The organism is Xenorhabdus thailandensis (assembly GCF_037996785.1).
Taxonomy (GTDB): Bacteria; Pseudomonadota; Gammaproteobacteria; order Enterobacterales; family Enterobacteriaceae; genus Xenorhabdus; species Xenorhabdus griffiniae.
Genome location: NZ_JBBMXF010000012.1, coordinates 196132 through 214657, shown reverse-complemented (window position 1 = coordinate 214657; position 18526 = coordinate 196132). Strand labels below are relative to the sequence as shown.

Annotated in this window: 18 protein-coding genes and 3 pseudogenes; 14 read left to right on the top strand and 7 right to left on the bottom strand. The window is 38.4% G+C overall.

All coding sequences use genetic code 11. The annotated features are described in order from the left end of the window. The first annotated feature begins 73 nt into the window (after window positions 1-73). The 10 genes and pseudogenes from AAC853_RS11245 to cbrC all read left to right on the top strand — a co-directional run bounded on the left by AAC853_RS11245 (window position 74) and on the right by cbrC (window position 7474). Window positions 74-337 (top strand): helix-turn-helix domain-containing protein, encoded by a 264-nt coding sequence (locus AAC853_RS11245; protein WP_340614616.1) that lies wholly within the window; start codon window positions 74-76, stop codon window positions 335-337. A 175-nt stretch (window positions 338-512) separates the two neighbouring features. After that, window positions 513-1058, top strand: a complete 546-nt coding sequence (gene pilL2 / locus AAC853_RS11240; protein WP_340614615.1) for a PFGI-1 class ICE element type IV pilus protein PilL2 — start codon at window positions 513-515, stop codon at window positions 1056-1058. Next, complete coding sequence (locus AAC853_RS11235) at window positions 1055-1756, top strand: TIGR03759 family integrating conjugative element protein (protein WP_340614614.1); 702 nt, start codon at window positions 1055-1057, stop codon at window positions 1754-1756. The genes pilL2 and AAC853_RS11235 overlap by 4 nt, the downstream gene beginning before the upstream one ends. Then, window positions 1732-2271: an integrating conjugative element protein gene (locus AAC853_RS11230; protein ID WP_340614613.1), complete on the top strand. Its 540-nt coding sequence runs from the start codon at window positions 1732-1734 to the stop codon at window positions 2269-2271. The genes AAC853_RS11235 and AAC853_RS11230 overlap by 25 nt, the downstream gene beginning before the upstream one ends. Beyond that, window positions 2268-2456 (top strand): annotated as a pseudogene (locus AAC853_RS11225) (hypothetical protein); the annotation flags it as partial. The gene AAC853_RS11230 and the pseudogene AAC853_RS11225, both read left to right, overlap by 4 nt. An 80-nt stretch (window positions 2457-2536) precedes the next feature. Beyond that, window positions 2537-2854, top strand: a complete 318-nt coding sequence (locus AAC853_RS11220) for a VOC family protein (RefSeq protein ID WP_340614612.1) — start codon at window positions 2537-2539, stop codon at window positions 2852-2854. 484 nt (window positions 2855-3338) lie between these two features. Further along, window positions 3339-3758 carry a JHE-like toxin PirA gene (locus AAC853_RS11215; RefSeq protein ID WP_340614611.1) on the top strand — a complete coding sequence of 140 codons (420 nt, stop codon included), beginning with the start codon at window positions 3339-3341 and terminating at the stop codon, window positions 3756-3758. Between the two features lie 78 nt (window positions 3759-3836). Continuing rightward, window positions 3837-5114, top strand: a complete 1278-nt coding sequence (locus AAC853_RS11210; RefSeq protein WP_340614610.1) for an insecticidal delta-endotoxin Cry8Ea1 family protein — start codon at window positions 3837-3839, stop codon at window positions 5112-5114. Window positions 5115-5525: 411 nt separating this feature from the next. Then, on the top strand, window positions 5526-6800 hold the full coding sequence (locus AAC853_RS11205) for a PfkB family carbohydrate kinase (RefSeq protein WP_340614609.1): 1275 nt from the start codon (window positions 5526-5528) through the stop codon (window positions 6798-6800). 86 nt (window positions 6801-6886) lie between these two features. Continuing rightward, window positions 6887-7474 carry a PF03691 family colicin E2 tolerance protein CbrC gene (gene cbrC / locus AAC853_RS11200; protein ID WP_340614844.1) on the top strand — a complete coding sequence of 196 codons (588 nt, stop codon included), beginning with the start codon at window positions 6887-6889 and terminating at the stop codon, window positions 7472-7474. Window positions 7475-7634: 160 nt separating this feature from the next. On the opposite strand, the gene AAC853_RS11195 is transcribed toward cbrC, so the two are convergent. Continuing rightward, the gene (locus AAC853_RS11195; protein ID WP_340614608.1) at window positions 7635-8111 is read right to left on the bottom strand and encodes a DUF6882 domain-containing protein; all 477 of its coding nucleotides are present in this window, start codon (window positions 8109-8111) and stop codon (window positions 7635-7637) included. 523 nt (window positions 8112-8634) lie between these two features. Between AAC853_RS11195 and AAC853_RS11190 the strand changes: the two genes are divergently transcribed. The 3 genes from AAC853_RS11190 (at window position 8635) to AAC853_RS17850 (ending at window position 10269) form a co-directional block, all read left to right on the top strand. Next, window positions 8635-9246, top strand: a complete 612-nt coding sequence (locus tag AAC853_RS11190; RefSeq protein ID WP_340614607.1) for a LysE family translocator — start codon at window positions 8635-8637, stop codon at window positions 9244-9246. A gap of 406 nt (window positions 9247-9652) precedes the next feature. Then, window positions 9653-9946 (top strand): AraC family ligand binding domain-containing protein, encoded by a 294-nt coding sequence (locus AAC853_RS11185; RefSeq protein ID WP_340614843.1) that lies wholly within the window; start codon window positions 9653-9655, stop codon window positions 9944-9946. Then, a complete protein-coding gene (locus AAC853_RS17850; protein ID WP_422824216.1) occupies window positions 9916-10269 on the top strand; it encodes a helix-turn-helix domain-containing protein in 354 nt (117 codons plus the stop codon). The genes AAC853_RS11185 and AAC853_RS17850 overlap by 31 nt, the downstream gene beginning before the upstream one ends. 298 nt (window positions 10270-10567) lie before the next feature. Here AAC853_RS17850 and AAC853_RS11180 read toward each other — a convergent pair. The 6 genes and pseudogenes from AAC853_RS11180 to AAC853_RS11155 form a co-directional block, all read right to left on the bottom strand. After that, a pseudogene (locus AAC853_RS11180) lies at window positions 10568-10822 on the bottom strand (IS1 family transposase); the annotation flags it as partial. 144 nt (window positions 10823-10966) lie between these two features. Next, entirely contained in the window at window positions 10967-12400 is a 1434-nt protein-coding gene (locus AAC853_RS11175) for a 4-hydroxyphenylacetate 3-hydroxylase family protein (protein ID WP_340614606.1), read from the bottom strand. A gap of 36 nt (window positions 12401-12436) precedes the next feature. Further along, window positions 12437-13390 carry an acyl-CoA dehydrogenase family protein gene (locus AAC853_RS11170; protein WP_340614605.1) on the bottom strand — a complete coding sequence of 318 codons (954 nt, stop codon included), beginning with the start codon at window positions 13388-13390 and terminating at the stop codon, window positions 12437-12439. Between the two features lie 288 nt (window positions 13391-13678). Next, window positions 13679-15079: pseudogene (locus AAC853_RS11165) on the bottom strand (tryptophanase). A 52-nt stretch (window positions 15080-15131) separates the two neighbouring features. Further along, window positions 15132-15815: a DUF6875 domain-containing protein gene (locus tag AAC853_RS11160; RefSeq protein WP_340614604.1), complete on the bottom strand. Its 684-nt coding sequence runs from the start codon at window positions 15813-15815 to the stop codon at window positions 15132-15134. Window positions 15816-15843: 28 nt separating this feature from the next. After that, on the bottom strand, window positions 15844-17361 hold the full coding sequence (locus tag AAC853_RS11155; RefSeq protein WP_340614603.1) for an MFS transporter: 1518 nt from the start codon (window positions 17359-17361) through the stop codon (window positions 15844-15846). Window positions 17362-17455: 94 nt separating this feature from the next. Between AAC853_RS11155 and AAC853_RS11150 the strand changes: the two genes are divergently transcribed. Further along, a complete protein-coding gene (locus tag AAC853_RS11150) occupies window positions 17456-18352 on the top strand; it encodes a LysR family transcriptional regulator (protein ID WP_340614602.1) in 897 nt (298 codons plus the stop codon). The last annotated feature ends 174 nt before the right edge of the window (window positions 18353-18526 follow it).

The following is an 18526-nucleotide window of genomic DNA, read 5'->3' as shown; positions in this document are numbered from 1 at the left end:
TGAGAACTTCCGGTACCTGAGAATCCCTGTCTGAACCGTCACCATCAATAATCAACAGAAGGGGAAGCAGGTTATGACTCACACTCAACCAGACTGGCACCCAGCCGAAATTATTTGTGCATTACGCAAGCGTGGTACGACACTCGCCAAATTGTCCCGCGAATCGGGACTCAGTTCTTCTACACTGGCAAACGCCCTGTCCCGCCCATGGCCGAAAGGCGAATATATTATTGCCACCGCGCTGGAGGTGGCTCCGTCTGAAATCTGGCCCAGCCGCTACTTTGATCGCCAGGGTAATTTGCTTGAACGAAAAGCGCGTAAATTGGTGGCTGAATAATGTGCCGTTATCACCCATGGCATGTAATACGATAATACCGACTCAGGGATTATCCGTTATGTCCTGTTACGCCATTTTTATTTTCAGCAAACACAGTTGAGTTGTTCATTGAATACAGCACAGGGTTCCTTGCATAGTCAGGATGATTTTACGACTGAGCAGGAACCTATTTGGTATGAAAATAACGGTGTTAATCGGCTTAATGGCGGTCATACTGACGGGATGCACGACTTCCGCAGAACAACCGCTCCCTCAGCCTTCCCAAAATAGTTTGTCTTCCGTCACATTGACACGCAATGTTCAACCGGTTTCACCGGATATTTATCAGCCAATGCCTGAAGTTGTCCGCTACGGGCGTTATTTACTGGTGAGTACCGACCCGACAGAGGCACAACGTGACCCACTTTCCCAATTGATTCATATTCAGTTCCCCGTTTCCCAGGATCCCACGGTTGCTGATGCCATGCGCTATGCATTGCGTCAATCGGGTTATTCGTTATGTGCACCGGATAAAACCAATGCCATCTTATATCGCCAGCCGTTGCCGTCGGTGCACCATCAGTTAGGCGCTGTCCGTTTGCGTACCGCGTTGCAAATTATGGCCGGTCCGGCCTGGCAACTGGAAGTCGATGAGGTGCAGCGTATGGTGTGCCACCATCTGCGGCAGGGTTATCAGTTACCGATTCCGGCTAAACCACCACAGCAGGAAGGCGTTTCATGATATTGAACCGAATCGGTCTATGGGGATGGTTGTTGCTGAGCAATTCGGTCTGGGCAGCCACACCGACACCGTTAGTTTCACAGCAGATACCATCGACAGAAAGCCAGCAGCACGCCCTGAAAAGTCAGGCTGAACAGTGGCAGTTAAGTGCCGATGAATACCAGCGCTATCAGCACCTGATTAATGGGCCTCGGGGTATCCAGTCACCGGGGCTTGATCCGCTGACCACATTAGGCATTGAAGCCGAAAGCGATACCGAGCGCCGTCGTTATGCTGAACAGTGGGTTAAATCAGAATTTGCCCGTACCGAGAAAGAATTGCACTTCCAGCGGGAAGTGGATGCAGCCTGGCAGCGGCTGTTTCCGGATATCTTGCCGGTCAATATGACAACATCACGCGCGACAAGTGGCCGTCTGGCGCTGTTTGTCAGGGTCAAAGATTGCCCACCCTGTGAAACCCGTTTGGCTGAAGTCCTGGCGGCGAAGCAACCGGTTGATATCTATTTGGTCGATAGCCAACGTAATGACGATACATTACGCCAATGGGCCAAAAACCATCATATTCCGGTTGAACGGGTACGTACCCGGCAAATCACGCTGAATCATGATGCGGGGTACTGGTTTCGGTTTGGCAAGGGGCTGATGCCGGTGATGTTGCGACAAGGGGAACAAGGATGGCACATTACATCATTACCATGAAACGGCTGGGCCTATTCCCCATTATCGGCCTGTTAGGGATGAATACCTGCCAGGCTGAACTGAACGTGATTGCCGATTTAGGCGGCCGAGATGTCTCGCCCTTTTATGCAGGTATTGATGCCCAGCCTGATGGTATTTCTGCGCCGTTACAAAATTTCTCACCAGGGCAGGCCGGTGAAGCGGCCATGTTACCGGTGAAAACACCGGAACTGACGCCAGGGAAAGTGGCAAGCCGGCCATTGCACCTGCCGGGCATTGGCGCGTTATTTCTGATTGGCGATGATGCTGATTCACGCCAGTGGTTAAGCCAGAATGCCGCCCGATTCAAGCAATTGCACGCCGTGGGGTTGGTTGTCAATGTCAGTGAGATAGCCGGTTTACAGTCACTGTGGGCATTAGCGCCGGATGTCTTGTTATCGCCGGCTTCCGGTTCGGAATTGGCTCGCCGTTTGCAACTGCGACATTACCCGGTGTTAATCACCGAAACGGCGCTCTCTCAACAGTTATCACCATGAGCCGCCGTTATGTTGTTGAAGCCCTGTTACGTCCTGCCGTCGAGCTGAATACCTCGGTGGTCTCCGCCGTTGCCGCCTTTGTCTGCATCCGGGCACCCTGGGCGATTGCATTGGCACCGTCAGTCAGTTATGTGATGGCCGGCGGTTTTGCGGTATTAGCGATAATACGCACCTGGCAGGGCATTGATGGATTGGAAAAAGCTCCGCAAGCTTTTATCGATCTCTTAAACGCCAGACATTTTGGAAAACAAATTGTCAAGATAAATTGGGATTTACATTAGTAGAAGATACGCCACAGCCAGGAAAAAGATGGGTTGTTGTCACGCCAAACCCGGAAAGTGACTGTAACTTACTGCTGGCAAGAGCCTCTAACGAAAAACAAGAAGCATTTATTGGTAACCAATGTGGTGGACGGGTATTCTTGTTCCTGCAATCTGACGACTTTTGGCGTGATTATCACAAAATGAAAGAAAATGGCGTCCATTTTTGTGAGGAACCCCGTCAGGAAGAATATGGCATGGTCGTCGTTTTTGAAGACATTTATGGAAACCGTTGGGATTTATATCAGAATTCGGTTGCTTAGAGCACTTATAAATATGACTGTTAGCCCAATTATATTGGGCTATACCAATCTAACTTCAATATGTGTGTGATTTCTCCCCACTAAGCGGGGATAAGTTAGGTCTCATATCGTGTTGTCAATTGCAACTTGAAGTCTAATGCGTATATATTTAATTATACTAACACTGATTGGTAAAAATAAATTAACAATATTAACAAGAACACTGCTTATATCTTTCATCAATAAATGAATTGATCTTATTTAAAATAGAAATACTATTACTTACCCACTCCCATTAATAAAGATTAACCACATTCAAATACTAATAATAGCATTTCAATAATACAGTATATTTTTTAAATCAAACTTACATTTTTTATATTTTATTCTGCCATAACAATATGTTTAGAATAACCCGAGAAAACATACCGTAAAACGATAAACTAAATATTAAAATCAACACAAAACCATATTTTAACCAATGTTTAAAATAGGATAACATCTTATGAACACAATCAATATAAGCAGCAGTAACATTACCATCATAAATAATAATGACTCTAATCCTGAGCCACTAACTTATAATACCAACACACCAGCATCAGAACCTCTTGCTGTCAATCCTTATAGGGATATGACAATAGAGCCACACTCATCTATAGAGGCAATAAGAATTGACACCCCCATTATTCCCGAAACACGCCCTAATTACTACGTAGCCAATTCTGGCCCCGCTTCATCAGTCAGGGCTGTTTTTTATTGGTCTCATTCTTTCACATCTGAATGGTTCGAATATTCCGCTATCACAGTGAAAGCTGGAGAAGACGGCATATTAAAATCACCGAGCAATTCTTTATATTACAGCAAAGTCGTCATTTATAATAATACAGATAAACGAGCCTTTGTTACTGGGTATAATAAATAACAATACGAAAAAAAATTTATAACTAATAAGTTTTAATTTCATAATTATTTAACTAAGTAATTAAGGTGAAATAAAATCATGAATACCACACCGAATAATATATCTGAAAATGAAACATTGCCTGTACTCACTGACATTATGCTTATAGCACCTTATACAATGTCTACTCCCGATTATGAATGGGATATGTCATCAATTATAAAGGATGCCATCATTGGTGGTGTAGGTTTTATTCCAGGAGCAGGTCCCGCAATGTCCTTCCTGTTAGGGCTATTTTGGCCTCAACAGAAAGATAACACCTGGGAGCAAATTCTCCAAAAAGTAGAGCAAATGATAGAGAATGCCGTTCTACAAACTATTAAAGGAATACTTAATGGAGATATACAAGAGATCAAAGGAAAAATGGAACATGTGCAATACATGCTGGAAACCTCACCTGGCAGCCAAGAAAGCCATGATGCATATATGTTCCTGGCCAGATATCTGGTGAGTATAGATGAAAAATTCAAGTCTTTTGATAATAAAACAAACTACCAGATCCTGCCGATGTACACTAACACGGTTATGTTACAGATCCCTTATTGGAAAATGGGGATAGAGAAGAAAAATGATATTGGGCTGACAGATATTGAAGTCAATGAGTTAAAACAACTTATCGACAAATTGGTTGACAAAGCCAAGAATTACATCCATACGATGTATACCAATGAATATAACGATGCCATAAACACATCAACAGCAGTAAGTGTCACTAATAATTTATTGTCTGTAAGAGGATATTGTTTATTACACGGTTTAGAGTGTATTGAATTAATTGAACATCTACAAAATAATAGCCTGGAAAGTGGTTTCAATCCTAAAACTATCAGTTATTCAACCGTATTTGATCGTCCTACTAATAAGACGAGAATTCAGGCCTTGACAGAAGACGATCAAATGCAGGAACCCTTCAAGCCATCTTTAATCGATGGAAAATACAATAAAATCAAATCGTTGATTGGGTACGTACAAAGAATTGGCAATGCCCCTAGAGTGGGTGGTATTAAAATCACATTTGCCAACGGTTCATCCTATACACTCGGCACAGTAACATCAGAAACCAGTTCAATTGAACTCAATGACAGTGTTATCGACAGGTTGGAAGTATGGGGCAATGGCGCTGTTGATGAAGCTTTATTTACATTAAGTGATGGGCGTCAACTCAGAATCGGTGAGCGCTACGCGACAAAATACAGAAAATATGCTGTTGATGGTCACTATATTGCAGGGCTGTATTTAGCCAGCGATGAACCTTCACTTGCTGGTCAAGCTGCAGGTATTGCCGTTTCGTACCATCTGTTAGCTGATAAAAAATAATATCGACTCATGGAACTTGAGTTTTAGATCCCCCCTGGTTACATCGCTAATTGTGTAACCAGGGATAATTTTTTCTCATTATGTACCCCAGTCTAACCTCGCCATGAAAATCAACAAATCATAAAAACCAAACATATGTTTGTAGTTTCCATAAATCAATCTAACATACTGATTTAAAATAAATTATAATAGGATAAAATATAGTTTACTCACTTGATGTATTTAGTTACCTGATTCTTCTGAATTTTTCAGCATAATATTCGAGATAAACATCACATTTTTATGTCATTTTCTGGCTTTACCAATCTTACGATCATATTCTCATAATGAAAAAGAAATATAAAAATAGTCTTTACTGTCTGTCAGACATGAAATAAAACATCAGAACAAAAAAACAACCAAAGGTATGATATGTCAAAAAGGGAAAACCAGATATTGCAACTTCTAAAGCGTGATCCTTTCATTCAGCAACAAGAAATTGCTGATATTCTCGGAATCAGTCGCTCATGTGTTGCAGGACATATTATGAACCTAAGTAAAAAAGGTTATATTAAAGGCAAAGGGTATATTTTATCTAACGATGTTTATACTGTGACTATTGGTGCAGCGAATATAGATTTAACAAGCTATGCCTCAGCCAAATTAATTTATGAAGATTCCAACCCAGGGAAAATTATTTCTACGCCAGGCGGCGTAGGGAGAAATATCGCTCAAAATATTGCGCTATTGAAAAAAGAAAGTTATTTAATTTCCGTTATCGGTAACGATGCCAATGGCAACGCACTGTTTGATCATACAAAATCGGCTGGTGTTAATGTTAACTATTTCTATCAGTTAGAGGGTGAAAAAACGTCAATGTGCAACTCTGTTATAGATGAAAATGGGAAATGTGTTGTTACTGTTAATGATATGAGCATTCTGGAAAAATTAACCCCTACGTTATTATCTCAAGCTAAATCTTTAATTCAGCATGCTAATGTGTTAGTAATTGACTGTAATTTAACTGAAGAAGCCCTAAAATGGCTATTTAATCATTCCGGTAATGTGCCAATTTTTGTTGACACGGTTTCAAGATCTAAAGCAGCCAAAATTCGCCATTTTCTATCACAGATCCATACCTTAAAACCCAACCGAACTGAAGCAGAAATCCTTAGCGGCATAAAAATTGAAACTCCAAAAGATGCCGCTGTTGCGGCACACTGGTTTCATCAACAAGGCGTCCAGCGCTTAATTTTGAGTATGGATGCAGCCGTGGGGAGTTACATTATACAGTCATGGCGCTTTTTTAAGGTACGGATTGAGCATTACCCACCGTATTGGATGGCAACGCTAGTGGCAGTGGCAATTTATATTAATTTCTTTAGTCATCACTATATTGATGATTATCGCTGGTATTTAACTGCTTTTATTTTCGGTTTGTATGCACGTGGTACTGTTTTTTATACGCCGTTGGATAAAGAACGCAGTATGCCTCTCTTACTTGCTTTTATACTGATTGGTTTTTTTATTTGGTTGGCGGAAAACTTCGGTACCTTTTTTGGGATCTGGCAATACCCGAATCAATTAGGCGCTTGGTCTGTTGTTCATGCAGGAAAATGGGGAGCATGGCCATTATTGGTGGTTGTGACCTTTACGATTGTCGTTCACCTTAAACATATCAAAGCAAGTGTGGCAATTGCCCGTTAATGTAGAAATATCCCTTTTTGATGCATAACGGTATGAAACGATATCATCATCAGGGGAATCAGGATCTAAATATATAAGGAGCCAATATAGCACTGAATAAAAAAGCATTACCCATTTTCAAATATCATCCAGACCCCATTGGAACAGAGGCTTTTTCTACCGATAAAACAGTTAAATGTGATTGTTGCCATCAACCGACCGATATTTATTATGAACGCCCATTTTTTTCTACCGATGATATCGATGCCTTATGTCCTTGGTGTATTGCGGATGGCTCTGCCAGTAAGAAATTTGATGGTGAATTTCAAGATAGTGCCAGTGTAGAAGGCATCAACCCTGAATATGATGAAGACGATGAATTTTCGGGCATAAAGAATCCGTACCCCTCAGAAATGATTAATGAACTTGTCACAAGAACGCCAGGGTACAGGGGCTGGCAGCAAGAACTTTGGCTAGCACACTGCAATGAACCTTGTGCATTTATCGGTTATGTAGGTTGGGATGAAATAAAAGACAGGCTCGATGAATTCGTTTCTCTAGAAAACGATATAGCAGAGTATGGTTTTTCAATTGACGAACTTTCCCGTTACCTACGTAATAACGGTGACTGCCAGGGGTATCTATTCCAATGCCTGCATTGCGGCAAACTACGCCTGTGTTTTGATTCCAACTAATAACACAGTTTACCTATCTGGATTGACGGGGTGGTAAGACACCCCATATCATCGTTTATCGAACAAGCTGCCTCACCAACTCAGGTATTGTGGCAGCTAACAAACCTGAAAAGTATCAACTGCCTAGTCCTTGATGATTTTACAGCTTCAAATACAATCGCTAATTTTCTTGATAGAGGGAAACTTCACCAAATGTCATAAAAATCAACATACTTCCGGCAACACCACGATAAACACCCTGCTGGTTATTAAGTTCACAAGCTAACGCCGCTAACTGCCATGCCTTGTTTTCATCGATTTCACTAACACGCTCAGTCAATAATTCATTGCCATAGCGTTCACCATAAGTCTGTACAGTTAATGCATCCTGCTTTAGAGACTCTTTTATAGAACTATTTGCCCAGCCCCACATCCAACTTCCCTGATTTTGGTCGTAAGTGCCCACAATCTGCACTGGTGCCATTGCCACTATATTATCTGGAGCGTGAAAAGTGATGGTACCCTCATCTTGATCGACAGACCAACTTGCTTCATCCAGTTTCCAATTATCACAGTGGAACTGACTTTTATATTGTAACGCGTTCATGCTACGTTCAATCAACGCATCATAGGGCATTTGTTCAAGTTCATCATTCATTAAGTATATTCCTTGTATATAGTACAAAAAAACTGCCTTGGACGATATTTTTATGGTACGAATCCTACTCCTCGTTCTTTTTGAACACCGTATTTAAACAGAGAAGAACCTACGCATACACAGGCAACGAGTGCCACTTTTTTCGACTTTCCGATAGTCGGAAGACGATTATAAAACATCTTCATAGCCAAGTTAAAACATCAATAGCAATGAACTCCACATGAGTGATGCTCACCCTCTGCAAAGGCAGAATAATATCAAATTAACGCTTTGGAGTTATGACTCAGGATTTATTGAAATAGATTAAACACTTTTCTTTTGCACAATTCTATAAACAACAATTTCGTACAATATTTAACATTTAGGCAGGAATACCGTTATTGTAAATTTAACTTAAACGAATTATGAGATGATCTTCAACACTGATAACTTTTGGATGAGAAACTCCCTAAAAATTACTTCAAAGAGCATCGCTTTATTAATAGCTCTGGAGAAGTCACTGATTTTTAGGAGATAGAAGTTTATGACGCAATTATTTTCAATGGCAGTTTTTGCCTTTGTAACCTCTATATCGCCAGGGCCTGTAAACATAATAGCGACAGTGACCGGAGCCAATTGCGGATATATTCGAACTATCCCACATATAACCGGTGCTACAATTGGTTTTGTATCAATTCTATTTTTACTAGGCTTTGGATTAGCTCAAGTTATCAATGAAGTACCCTATCTAACCGAAATATTTACCTATATAGGCGGTAGTTTCTTGTTATATTTGGCCTATAAAATTGCTATACAAAACCCAATGATCAGAGATGATAGTAAACTAGAGACCAATGCTCCATCCCTTATACAAGGAATGATGTGCCAATGGCTTAATCCGAAAGCATGGATTGTGTCTTTAGCAGGCATATCTGTTTTTAATAGTCGAGATGTAGAGATTAATTCGTTGCTACTTTTTTGTGCGATTTTTTTTATTGTCTGTTATGCATCAATTTCAGCATGGGCTGTTTTGGGAATGACGATTAGGACAGTTTTGGACATACCTAAACATTATAAGTTTTTCAATCTCATTATGGGTCTATTGTTAGCTATTACGGTCGTATATACTTTTTTTATTTCAAGTTATACGCATTAAACTTCAAGTTGCAATTGACAACACGCTATGAAACCTGGTTTATCCCCGCTTTGCGGGAATAAATCACACGCATCTTGAAGTCAGAATGATATAAACATTTATCAATCTGTTTATCCGATTTTCGACTATTTTTTCGGTAAGGTATAATTGGCGTTGTTTCTTGTAGTTCGATACATCTTGTTGTCTAATAACCCATCACAAAACATCCCCCTAGAAGGGTATGAATATAGATGACCAAGCAAAAATTCTATCGTTCGAGCGTAGTCCCCATTGAACTGCGTTCTTCTAAAAATTCGAAAGCCTGTTACGGGAAACACACTCATGAAGAATTTTCTATTGGAGCTGTAGATTGTGGTCAGAGTGATTACTTCAATAGTAATATTGAACGTAGAATACAAAACTTGTCATCATTAACCCTCTAGAGGTTCATTCATGTAACCCAATACCAGATACAAATTGGAGTTACAAAATGCTGTATGTATGTCCCGAATGGTTAGGGTATGTGCAATCGATGGTTGTAGGTGAAAGAGGAACGAATTTTATTCCGTTCTCAATTAATCATACCGATGATCCGGAACTTTATGTACAGTTTCAAGAATTAGCCAACACAATCATTCTTAATAAAGACAAAATGAAAATGGAAGAAGAGAGTATCGCTTTTTTTCCAATCTGTTTTCACAGTCCAACTCCATACCTTTAAAGAAAGTTGTACCAAAAAATAGTGTATCTAAGGCGTATAAATATATTTATGAAAATTTTCGAAGCAATATATCGGTAAAAGATATTGCTGTTCACTCTCAATTGAGTGAATATCATATTATCCACTCATTTCGAAAAGCATATGGTATTACTCCACATGCTATGCAAATCGCAATGCGCATTAATGAAGCAAAAGTACTCTTGAAGCAGGGAATGGATATAGCGTCTATAGCAACTGAATTAGGTTTTTATGACCAAAGCCACTTTCATAGGAACTTTAAAAAATTAGTTGCGTCAACTCCTGCGGAATATAAAAAAATATAGGCCACGTATTTAATCCGTTGAATTGCTTTACATCTACAGCACGACTATTACAGTACAAAACAATTTAAGCTCGACAATTCTATTCGGGAAAATCGCACAGCCCGACGAAATAACCAACATGATTTTGTTTTTGGCCTCCGGCAAAACAAGCCACACAACATTGCATATTGTCAGGGCGTAATTTATTGCGCAGATATTTTTCGGGAAGCGGTGAAAACGTTTGTTCGAGTGCAGGCGACAAAAAGAGTGGCGTCGCTCGGCAGCACATCACCTGAAATACAGGTCATGCTCCCAATAGTTAGATCACCCCTGCAAGATAGTATTCACGTTCAATAAACGTCCCTATCACTTTATCGTGCATCTCTTCGGATTTGGAATAGCCTATTGTTTTCCGATTGAGTCTCTTGATGCGGATACGTAGAGTCAGATTGATTCTCTCGATACGCTGGGTAAATTTCTTCCCTCTGAGGTGCCTCCCCTCAGGAAGACAGTCATAGACGGCATAATCATCGGTACAGTAATATTGGATTTCAAAAGGTGCCAGTAGCGCTAACTATTGGGAGCATGACCCGATGTTCCAGTAACACCTTAAACAAAATTTGGGTTAAATTACGCCAGCATGGTGGCACTGGCGCTTGTCGTGATATAACCACTCGTATGAGGTGAGAAAATGACAAACAATAAACATCAACACACACTAAAAAGTTATATTTTCAACTAATGCTCTTGAAAAATTCCAGTCATAATGTTTGTATAGACGATCTAACGTAGCAAATTTAGCGCCAGAATAAAACATTTCATATTGCAAGTGCCTTGAAGCGAATTCTGAACCAATAGCATCCCAAACCAATTTCATAAGTCTAATTCTATCAGTAGGTGACATGACTGATGAATACTGTGTTTTTTCAACAAAACTAAATATTTCATTATTTAGTAAGTCATACTCACTTGATGGCAGCATAATGACTCCCCCCCCTGCCAGTTTTCTGATAATATTTATCACTTTAGGATAAATAGATTGTGCTATAATTTGGCAGGCATAGAGCTGAACTTGATCTGGGATATAAAAACCATTATGGACGTTAGGATTATAAATTAAATTTTTAAATAATCCTTCAATATTCATCGCATAACAAGCTAATTCCGCAAGATTTTCTTTAACAGAAGGAAATTTATCAATCCCATTGGTTTCTGCCATTTTCTGAGCTAATCCAGTAAGAAAATGCAATTTCACTGCATATCGAGCTTGGCTTTGTGTATCCATCAAAACCTCTGCACCAGTTGAATGAAATTGTTTACGGCACATATCAGTGTCTTCAAAAATAAAGACCCGTTCCCAAGGAATTAGTACATCATCAAAATAGACAATAGTATCATTCTCATCAAACTGGTATGATAATGGATAATCTTTTGGATGCCCTGCGACTAACTCGTAAGAACGTCTTGATATAATCTTAATTCCTTCTGTACTTAGTGGCATCGCAAACGATAAAGCATAACGTTCATCGACACCAGATTTGAGAGGATTTTGTACACCAATAAAAATTTCATTTGCAAGAGGAGCTGCTGTTGCAAGCATTTTTCCACCTCTCACAATAATTCCTTTGGGATTTTTTTCAACTAATCCAAGTGAGTGATAAATATCCTTTGTGTACTCACTTGGCATCTTTGAACGATCTCCCTGTGGGTTTACTAGAGCATAAGTCAAATAAAGATCATTTTCACTTACATAGGTAAAATAGTTTTTTAGTGCATTAGAACGTTCTTGTGAGTAAGATTCAAATACTTCAATATGAGTCATCATCCCAACAAGTGCAGATGCCACATGATCAGGACTCCTGCCTATCCAACCAGCGCTCTGCATAGCATAATCATAAGCTGTTTGACCACGTGCTATAAGTTTTTCATGTGAAGAAGGAAGTTCCCAGTGACGAGCAATCCGAGTACCTTCCTTTGTCAGGAAAGTCATTTTTTCAAAATTGAATTTCTGATAATCATACAGATTAGCAACTGTCCTAATGGCATTCTTAAATGCTGGATGATCAACGTGATTAGTAATTTTTTCTCCATTGATAAAAATGGTACGTCCATCACGTAAATCATCAATATATTTATCTCCAGTTCTTATCATCTTTTTTGCTCTACCCTATTAGTTAATTAACTCGTTTTAAAGATCAAGAAAAGAAATCTTTCTATTTAATATTGAACGACCAACATATAAAGAAAATTGCTCCCATTGAGCTCCAACATGACTGCGATACATTTGTGTATCATTAAAATATTCAAGTAGAGGTGCACCTTTTAATGTTGCTGATGACCCTGCATTCCGAAAAAGTATATCAACACTTTCACACGCCAAACGACCAGCTTGCTGCAATAAACCCCATAAACGTAGATTTTCATCTACAGTCATAGGTGATCTATCGTATTCCCAGCGCTGACAAAATGAAGCATATTTATCAAATACATTGAATAAGATAGCTTCAGCCGAATCCGAAAGTAGCATTGCCAATCCAAGTGTACGTGAAAATACTATTTCGTTAATATCACCTGGTTTCTCGTATTTTCTAAATTCTTCAAGAGCAGCTTTACTTGCACCAACAATAGGAACAAGTATATTTGCATGGTAAGGTGCCATTAAGTACCCTAAATACATAGAATTTCTATGTATTCTTGTTCCTTCTGTACCATTCTCAACTCTTTGGTCGGCATAAAATCCTCTAAAGGGAGCAGACATTCTTTCCGGCACAAATACCGATGTAAGGCGTACACTATTTGAACCACTAGCCCACATACCCAATGTCTTATGTTCCCCCCAATCATTCAGTATTTCAAAATCACATCTAGGAATAATGAAATTCATGGAACACTTATCGCCATTACCCAAATCACAAATAGAATTGAGAATGACATGGGTTGCATAAGTAATACCACTGCAATAAGGAAAGATACCGTCAAGAATATATCCTTGCTTAACTCTCTTACATGTACCCGCTGGAAATGCCTTATGAGCCGCAATAAATTGTTTTCCGGTATCAAATAACTCATCTTGTACATATTCAGGCCAATGAGAAGCAACCAAGAAAGAATGACCGACACCCAAAGTTAAATTCCAACCCAAAGAAGGATGTCCTTCTGATATTAAGCATTATTTTATAATATTCAGAAAGCGAAAACTACAATCCTCCATATTTTTTAGGTTGCAGTAAGCGGTAAAACCCTTGCTCCATGAATAGATTATGTAAATCTTGAGAGTAAGTTCCAATCTTATTATGTTCTTCTCGTTTTTCCCTGAGGCATTCTTTCATATCCAGAGCAATACTATAAAATTTAGAAAATAATAATGGCGTAGTATTGCTAGATTTTTCTTACATAGAGTTCATTATAATCTGCATTTTTAAACCCTTTATTATCTATCTATTTCCCTGAAGTGAGCAGTAAATTGTCTTAATCTTTAGGTTCATATTTAAAATCAAGAGGTTTTAAAATATCAGCATTTTTAACAACTTCAATTAAAGAATCTGCGACATAATCAATATGGCTGTTAGTATACAGTCCGACGGGGAATAGTTAACCTCATCAATTCAAATAATGAAGGTTCTTGTTGTCCACTGATTGGGTCTCTGCCCATCATCAATGAACCAATCTCCGTAGCTCTCACACCACTTTCTAAATAAAGAGCATTACAAAGCACTTGAGCCGGAAAGTTTTCTGGCTTTATATCTGGGAATATTTTACGGGCATCTACAAATACAGCGTGTCCACCTACAGGTGTCTGAATTGGAATACCCGCTTTTAATAATTTACTCCCTAAATATTCAACTTGAGAAATTCGGCTACGTAAATGATCTTCGCTCAATGCTTCTTGAAGACCAATAGCCATGGCTTCTATATCACGGCCAGCTAACCCTCCGTAGGTTATAAATCCTTCCATTGGTACACATCTTATCTGTACTTCTCTAAACAAAGACTCATCATTACGAAAGCAACATAACCCGCCAATATTTACCATACCATCTTTCTTTGCAGACATTGTAAATATATCTGCTTTACTAAATATCTCTTTAACTATTTGTGAAATTGTTTTATCAGAAAATTTTTTATCGCGTTGTTTTATGAAATAAGCATTTTCCGCAAATCGAGCCGCATCAATGATCACAGGTATACCAGCACCTTTCGCCATTTCTGCAGCAGAACAAATATTATCCATAGATAATGGTTGTCCACCCACACTATTACAAGTAATAGTAATCACTATAGCCACAATGTTTTTTCTATTATTTTTAATTTCATAACTAAGATTATTTAGATCAAAATTACCTTTCCAATCATCATATATTTCAGTCTGTAAAGCAGAAGGGCAAATAAAATTTTTTACTTTAGCTCCCGCCATTTCTACATGAGCTTTAGTTGTATCAAAATGGTGATTAGATATAAAAATTGGTTCAGAAGCTCCACTTTTTTTGGCTAATTCTACAAGGTATGGGAATAATATTTGCTCAGCTCCTCTGCCTTGGTGCACAGGAATTGTATATTGATAACCAAACACTTCTTCGACAGTTTTTGATAGCTTATAATAGCTCTTGCTACCGGCATAAGACTCATCCCCCAAAAAGATCCCTGCCCATTGTCGATCACTCATAGCTCCTGTACCACTATCAGTCAATAAATCTATAAACACATCCTCCGCTCTTAAGAGAAACGGATTTAATCCGGCTGTTATCAAGGCACTTTGACGTTCAGCTCTAGTTATCATTTTAATTGGTTCAACCATTTTAATTCGCCAAGGTTCTGGTATAGATTTAGACATATATACTTTCCTATAATAAGCAATAGATATTAATATGGATTTTTCATTGAAACTATAAAAATGATTTCAATACTGAAACCTGTTTTTCGCCAAGCTCTATATTTTTATTATTTAAAATTTTTTCTATAGCTATAAATCCTTTTTCGCCATATTTACGAATATATTCTGAAACATGTTCTTTTGATTCAGAAAGGAATGCTATATCAAATTCTAACATCTCTCTGACAACCAATAATGGTACAGGAGAACGTAATGGTCTAAAATTAGGATTCCTCAACCCACCTTTAGCACAAAGATTAAAAAATTCACCCAGCATCAATCCATTACGCAAAAAAAATGGTTTCATTTCATGATGCAAACGAGCAATTTTTTCTTCAGGGAAAATATCACTCCATATACTAACAATTGTTTTAAATTGCGTTGAATCACCAGTGCGAGGTTCCTTATCAAGAAATAAATTTAAAAGATTAAGGATATGATTTTTAATTTTATCCTCAGTCATTCCTTTTGTTTTTACTTCAGTAATCCAAAATGTTTCTTTTTTCATGGATGTAGGAGAAAAGGGGCAAACAACACCTGACCTTCCCAAATCAGGATGTGGATTGCATAAATAATCTATACACCACTGAGCTATAGTTTTTATATCTCTTGTATCTGTCTCATCTGGTAACAATACAACTTCTGATATAGGAATAAGTTTTGTCGCACAAGATAATGAGTTCAAATTCATATCCATAATAAAGTCTCCTGACTAAATTTTCATATCAAAATTGATTAGAGTTAATAGCTGCCTTTTCATTTCTCAATGTTATAAAGCAAACAATAACAGACAGTATTGTTATTCCCATTAATGTATATACTAATACACTAAATGAATCGCTATAAATAGCTAGTAGTTCCTGCTCAGATAGATAAATAAATGAGTCTCTAGCATTATCAAAATTACCTGTTGTCAAATTACTTGCTGCTGTAGAAATCACATTGTGAGATTGTTGAGAAACTTGCTGTAAATTCATCTGTAGAAGAAAATTTAACATTGCTAGTGCGCCTGCAACACATATTGCCTCACCACAAGCTCGCATCGTCGTAAAAATGCCTGTTGCCATTCCTGCTCGCTCTATAGGAACTGCTCTAATTGAAAGATCATCCATTAACCCCCACGGAAATCCAGTTCCAATCCCTATTAACATCAGTGGAAAAATTAATTCTGTTGATTGTGCTCCAATAGGTATATTTGCTAACCATGCTAACCCTACCGCTGCACATAATAAACCAATACACGAAAGTGTTGGCGATGAAAACCAGCGAGTTAACAATGCCGCAAGAAAAGGAACAACAAGCATAGGAGCCGATAGTGCGATCATGACTTCTCCTGCTTTAATTGCACTATAACCTTCAATACCAATTAACCGAATTGGGAATAGAATAAGTAACACAATAAAACAAACCGCGGTTGCCAATGGTAAAAATTGTACTCCGACAAATTTTTTAAACCGAAAAAGCGATAGATCTAGCATTGGACGGGCATGTGATAATTCACATTTAATAAAAATAAACAACATCATGATGGAAGCACTGAACAATGCAATAACAGAAGTACTTCCAATACCACTCTGCGGAATTTGCATAATACCGAATGTTAGTAATACTAAAAATGCAGTAAAACTAAATACGCCTTTAATATCGAGTTTTACGGCGTTGGGATCGCGCGATTCACGCATCTGAATAACACCAATGACTAGTGCTATACCACCAAACAAAGCTCCCAGTAAAAATACAGACCTCCAGCCAAATACTTCTATTAGAGTACCTGATATCACAGGTCCAAATGCTAAACCCACACCAAAAGCTGTTCCTAATAAACCAAAAGCTTTTGTTCTTGCCCTTCCATCAAATTCCTGAGCTAATGCGGCATTCCCTCCAGCCATCGTCAAAGCGGCAAAAAAACCTTGTATTCCTCGCAATAAATCAAGAAAAACAACACTGCTCGCAACACTAACAATAAGAGAAAATAGTGTGAATCCAGTTATACCACCCACGAACATCTTCTTGCGTCCATATTGGTCAGCTAACGCTCCCGCTGCCATGACAGCACTACCAAAACTTAACGCAAACGCATTGATAACCCAAGATAATGCAATTGCACTACCTCCTAATTCAGATTGGATAGCAGGTAAAGCTACAGCCGGCCCTGTATATTCAAGAGGTAAAATCATCCCAGCGATACAAACAGCAGCTAATACCCAATAGCCACGCGATGGTTTCTTATTTTCTACCTGCATACCATATCCTCATCAAAATTTTAATAATTTGATTTTACTTATATAATATCATAATAATATTGCTATTTTCTCAAATAAAAATTGTGGAAATAACATGAATCATGATCTGGCCCTCTGGCATCTTTTTTTTCGGATTGTTGAAAAAGGAAGTTTGATAAAAGCAGCAAAAGATTTGCGATTAGATCCCTCTGTCGCGAGTCGGCGTTTAGCTACTCTTGAACATCAGTTAAAAGTTCAATTAATTAATCGTTCAACTAGGAAATTAAGCCTGACAGATACAGGAATACTGGCTTATGAGAAAATGCGCCCATTACTAAATGAAGTAGATAGTATCTTGAGTGATATCAGCGGTAATTCACTAGCGGGTAAAATTAAAATTACTGCCCCAGTAAATTTTGGAGAACACTATGTCACACAATGGCTAACTATATTTCAGCAAAAAAACCCAGACATTATATTTGACTTAGTTCTTTCAGATAATTGTCTAGATCTCCGACAGGAAGGAATTGATCTTGCAATCCGAATTGGAGAATTATCAGTCTCAACATTAGTCGCTAAAAAATTGGGTAATATTTCTGGAGTATTGTGCGCAAGCCCAGTATATCTGAACAAATATGGAACTCCACTTCACCCACAAGATCTGACAAAACATAGATCTATTATTTATTCACTACATCAAAATGCCTACCCAACTCGCCTACAGTTATCCTGTAATGGGCACATAGAACGAGTAGAACTGTCCAGTAGCTTTTACCTTAATAATGTGGGAGCAATCTACCAAGCAGTATGTGACGGAGCTGGTATTCATGCAGGCCCAATGTGGTTATTCAATAAAGCTATTCAAGATGGAAAGCTAATCAGACTATTACCCGATTGGACTTTACCCATACTTCCTGTTCATCTTTTAAGATCACAAAATAGTTATGTCCTCAACCGAATAATTGCATTAAGTGATTGGATTGAAAAATGTTGGCCAACCGAAGGAATATAATAATTAAGCATATATCTCTATCAATAATAAACACGCCCCTGCTAAATAAATCACTAATTTTGTTATCACATTTAGATATAAATAAAATAATAAATAATGGGTTATTATCATTATCCTTGATAAATCAAATGTATCATAAGTTTTAAATAGTGAAGATGATTTATTATTGGTTCT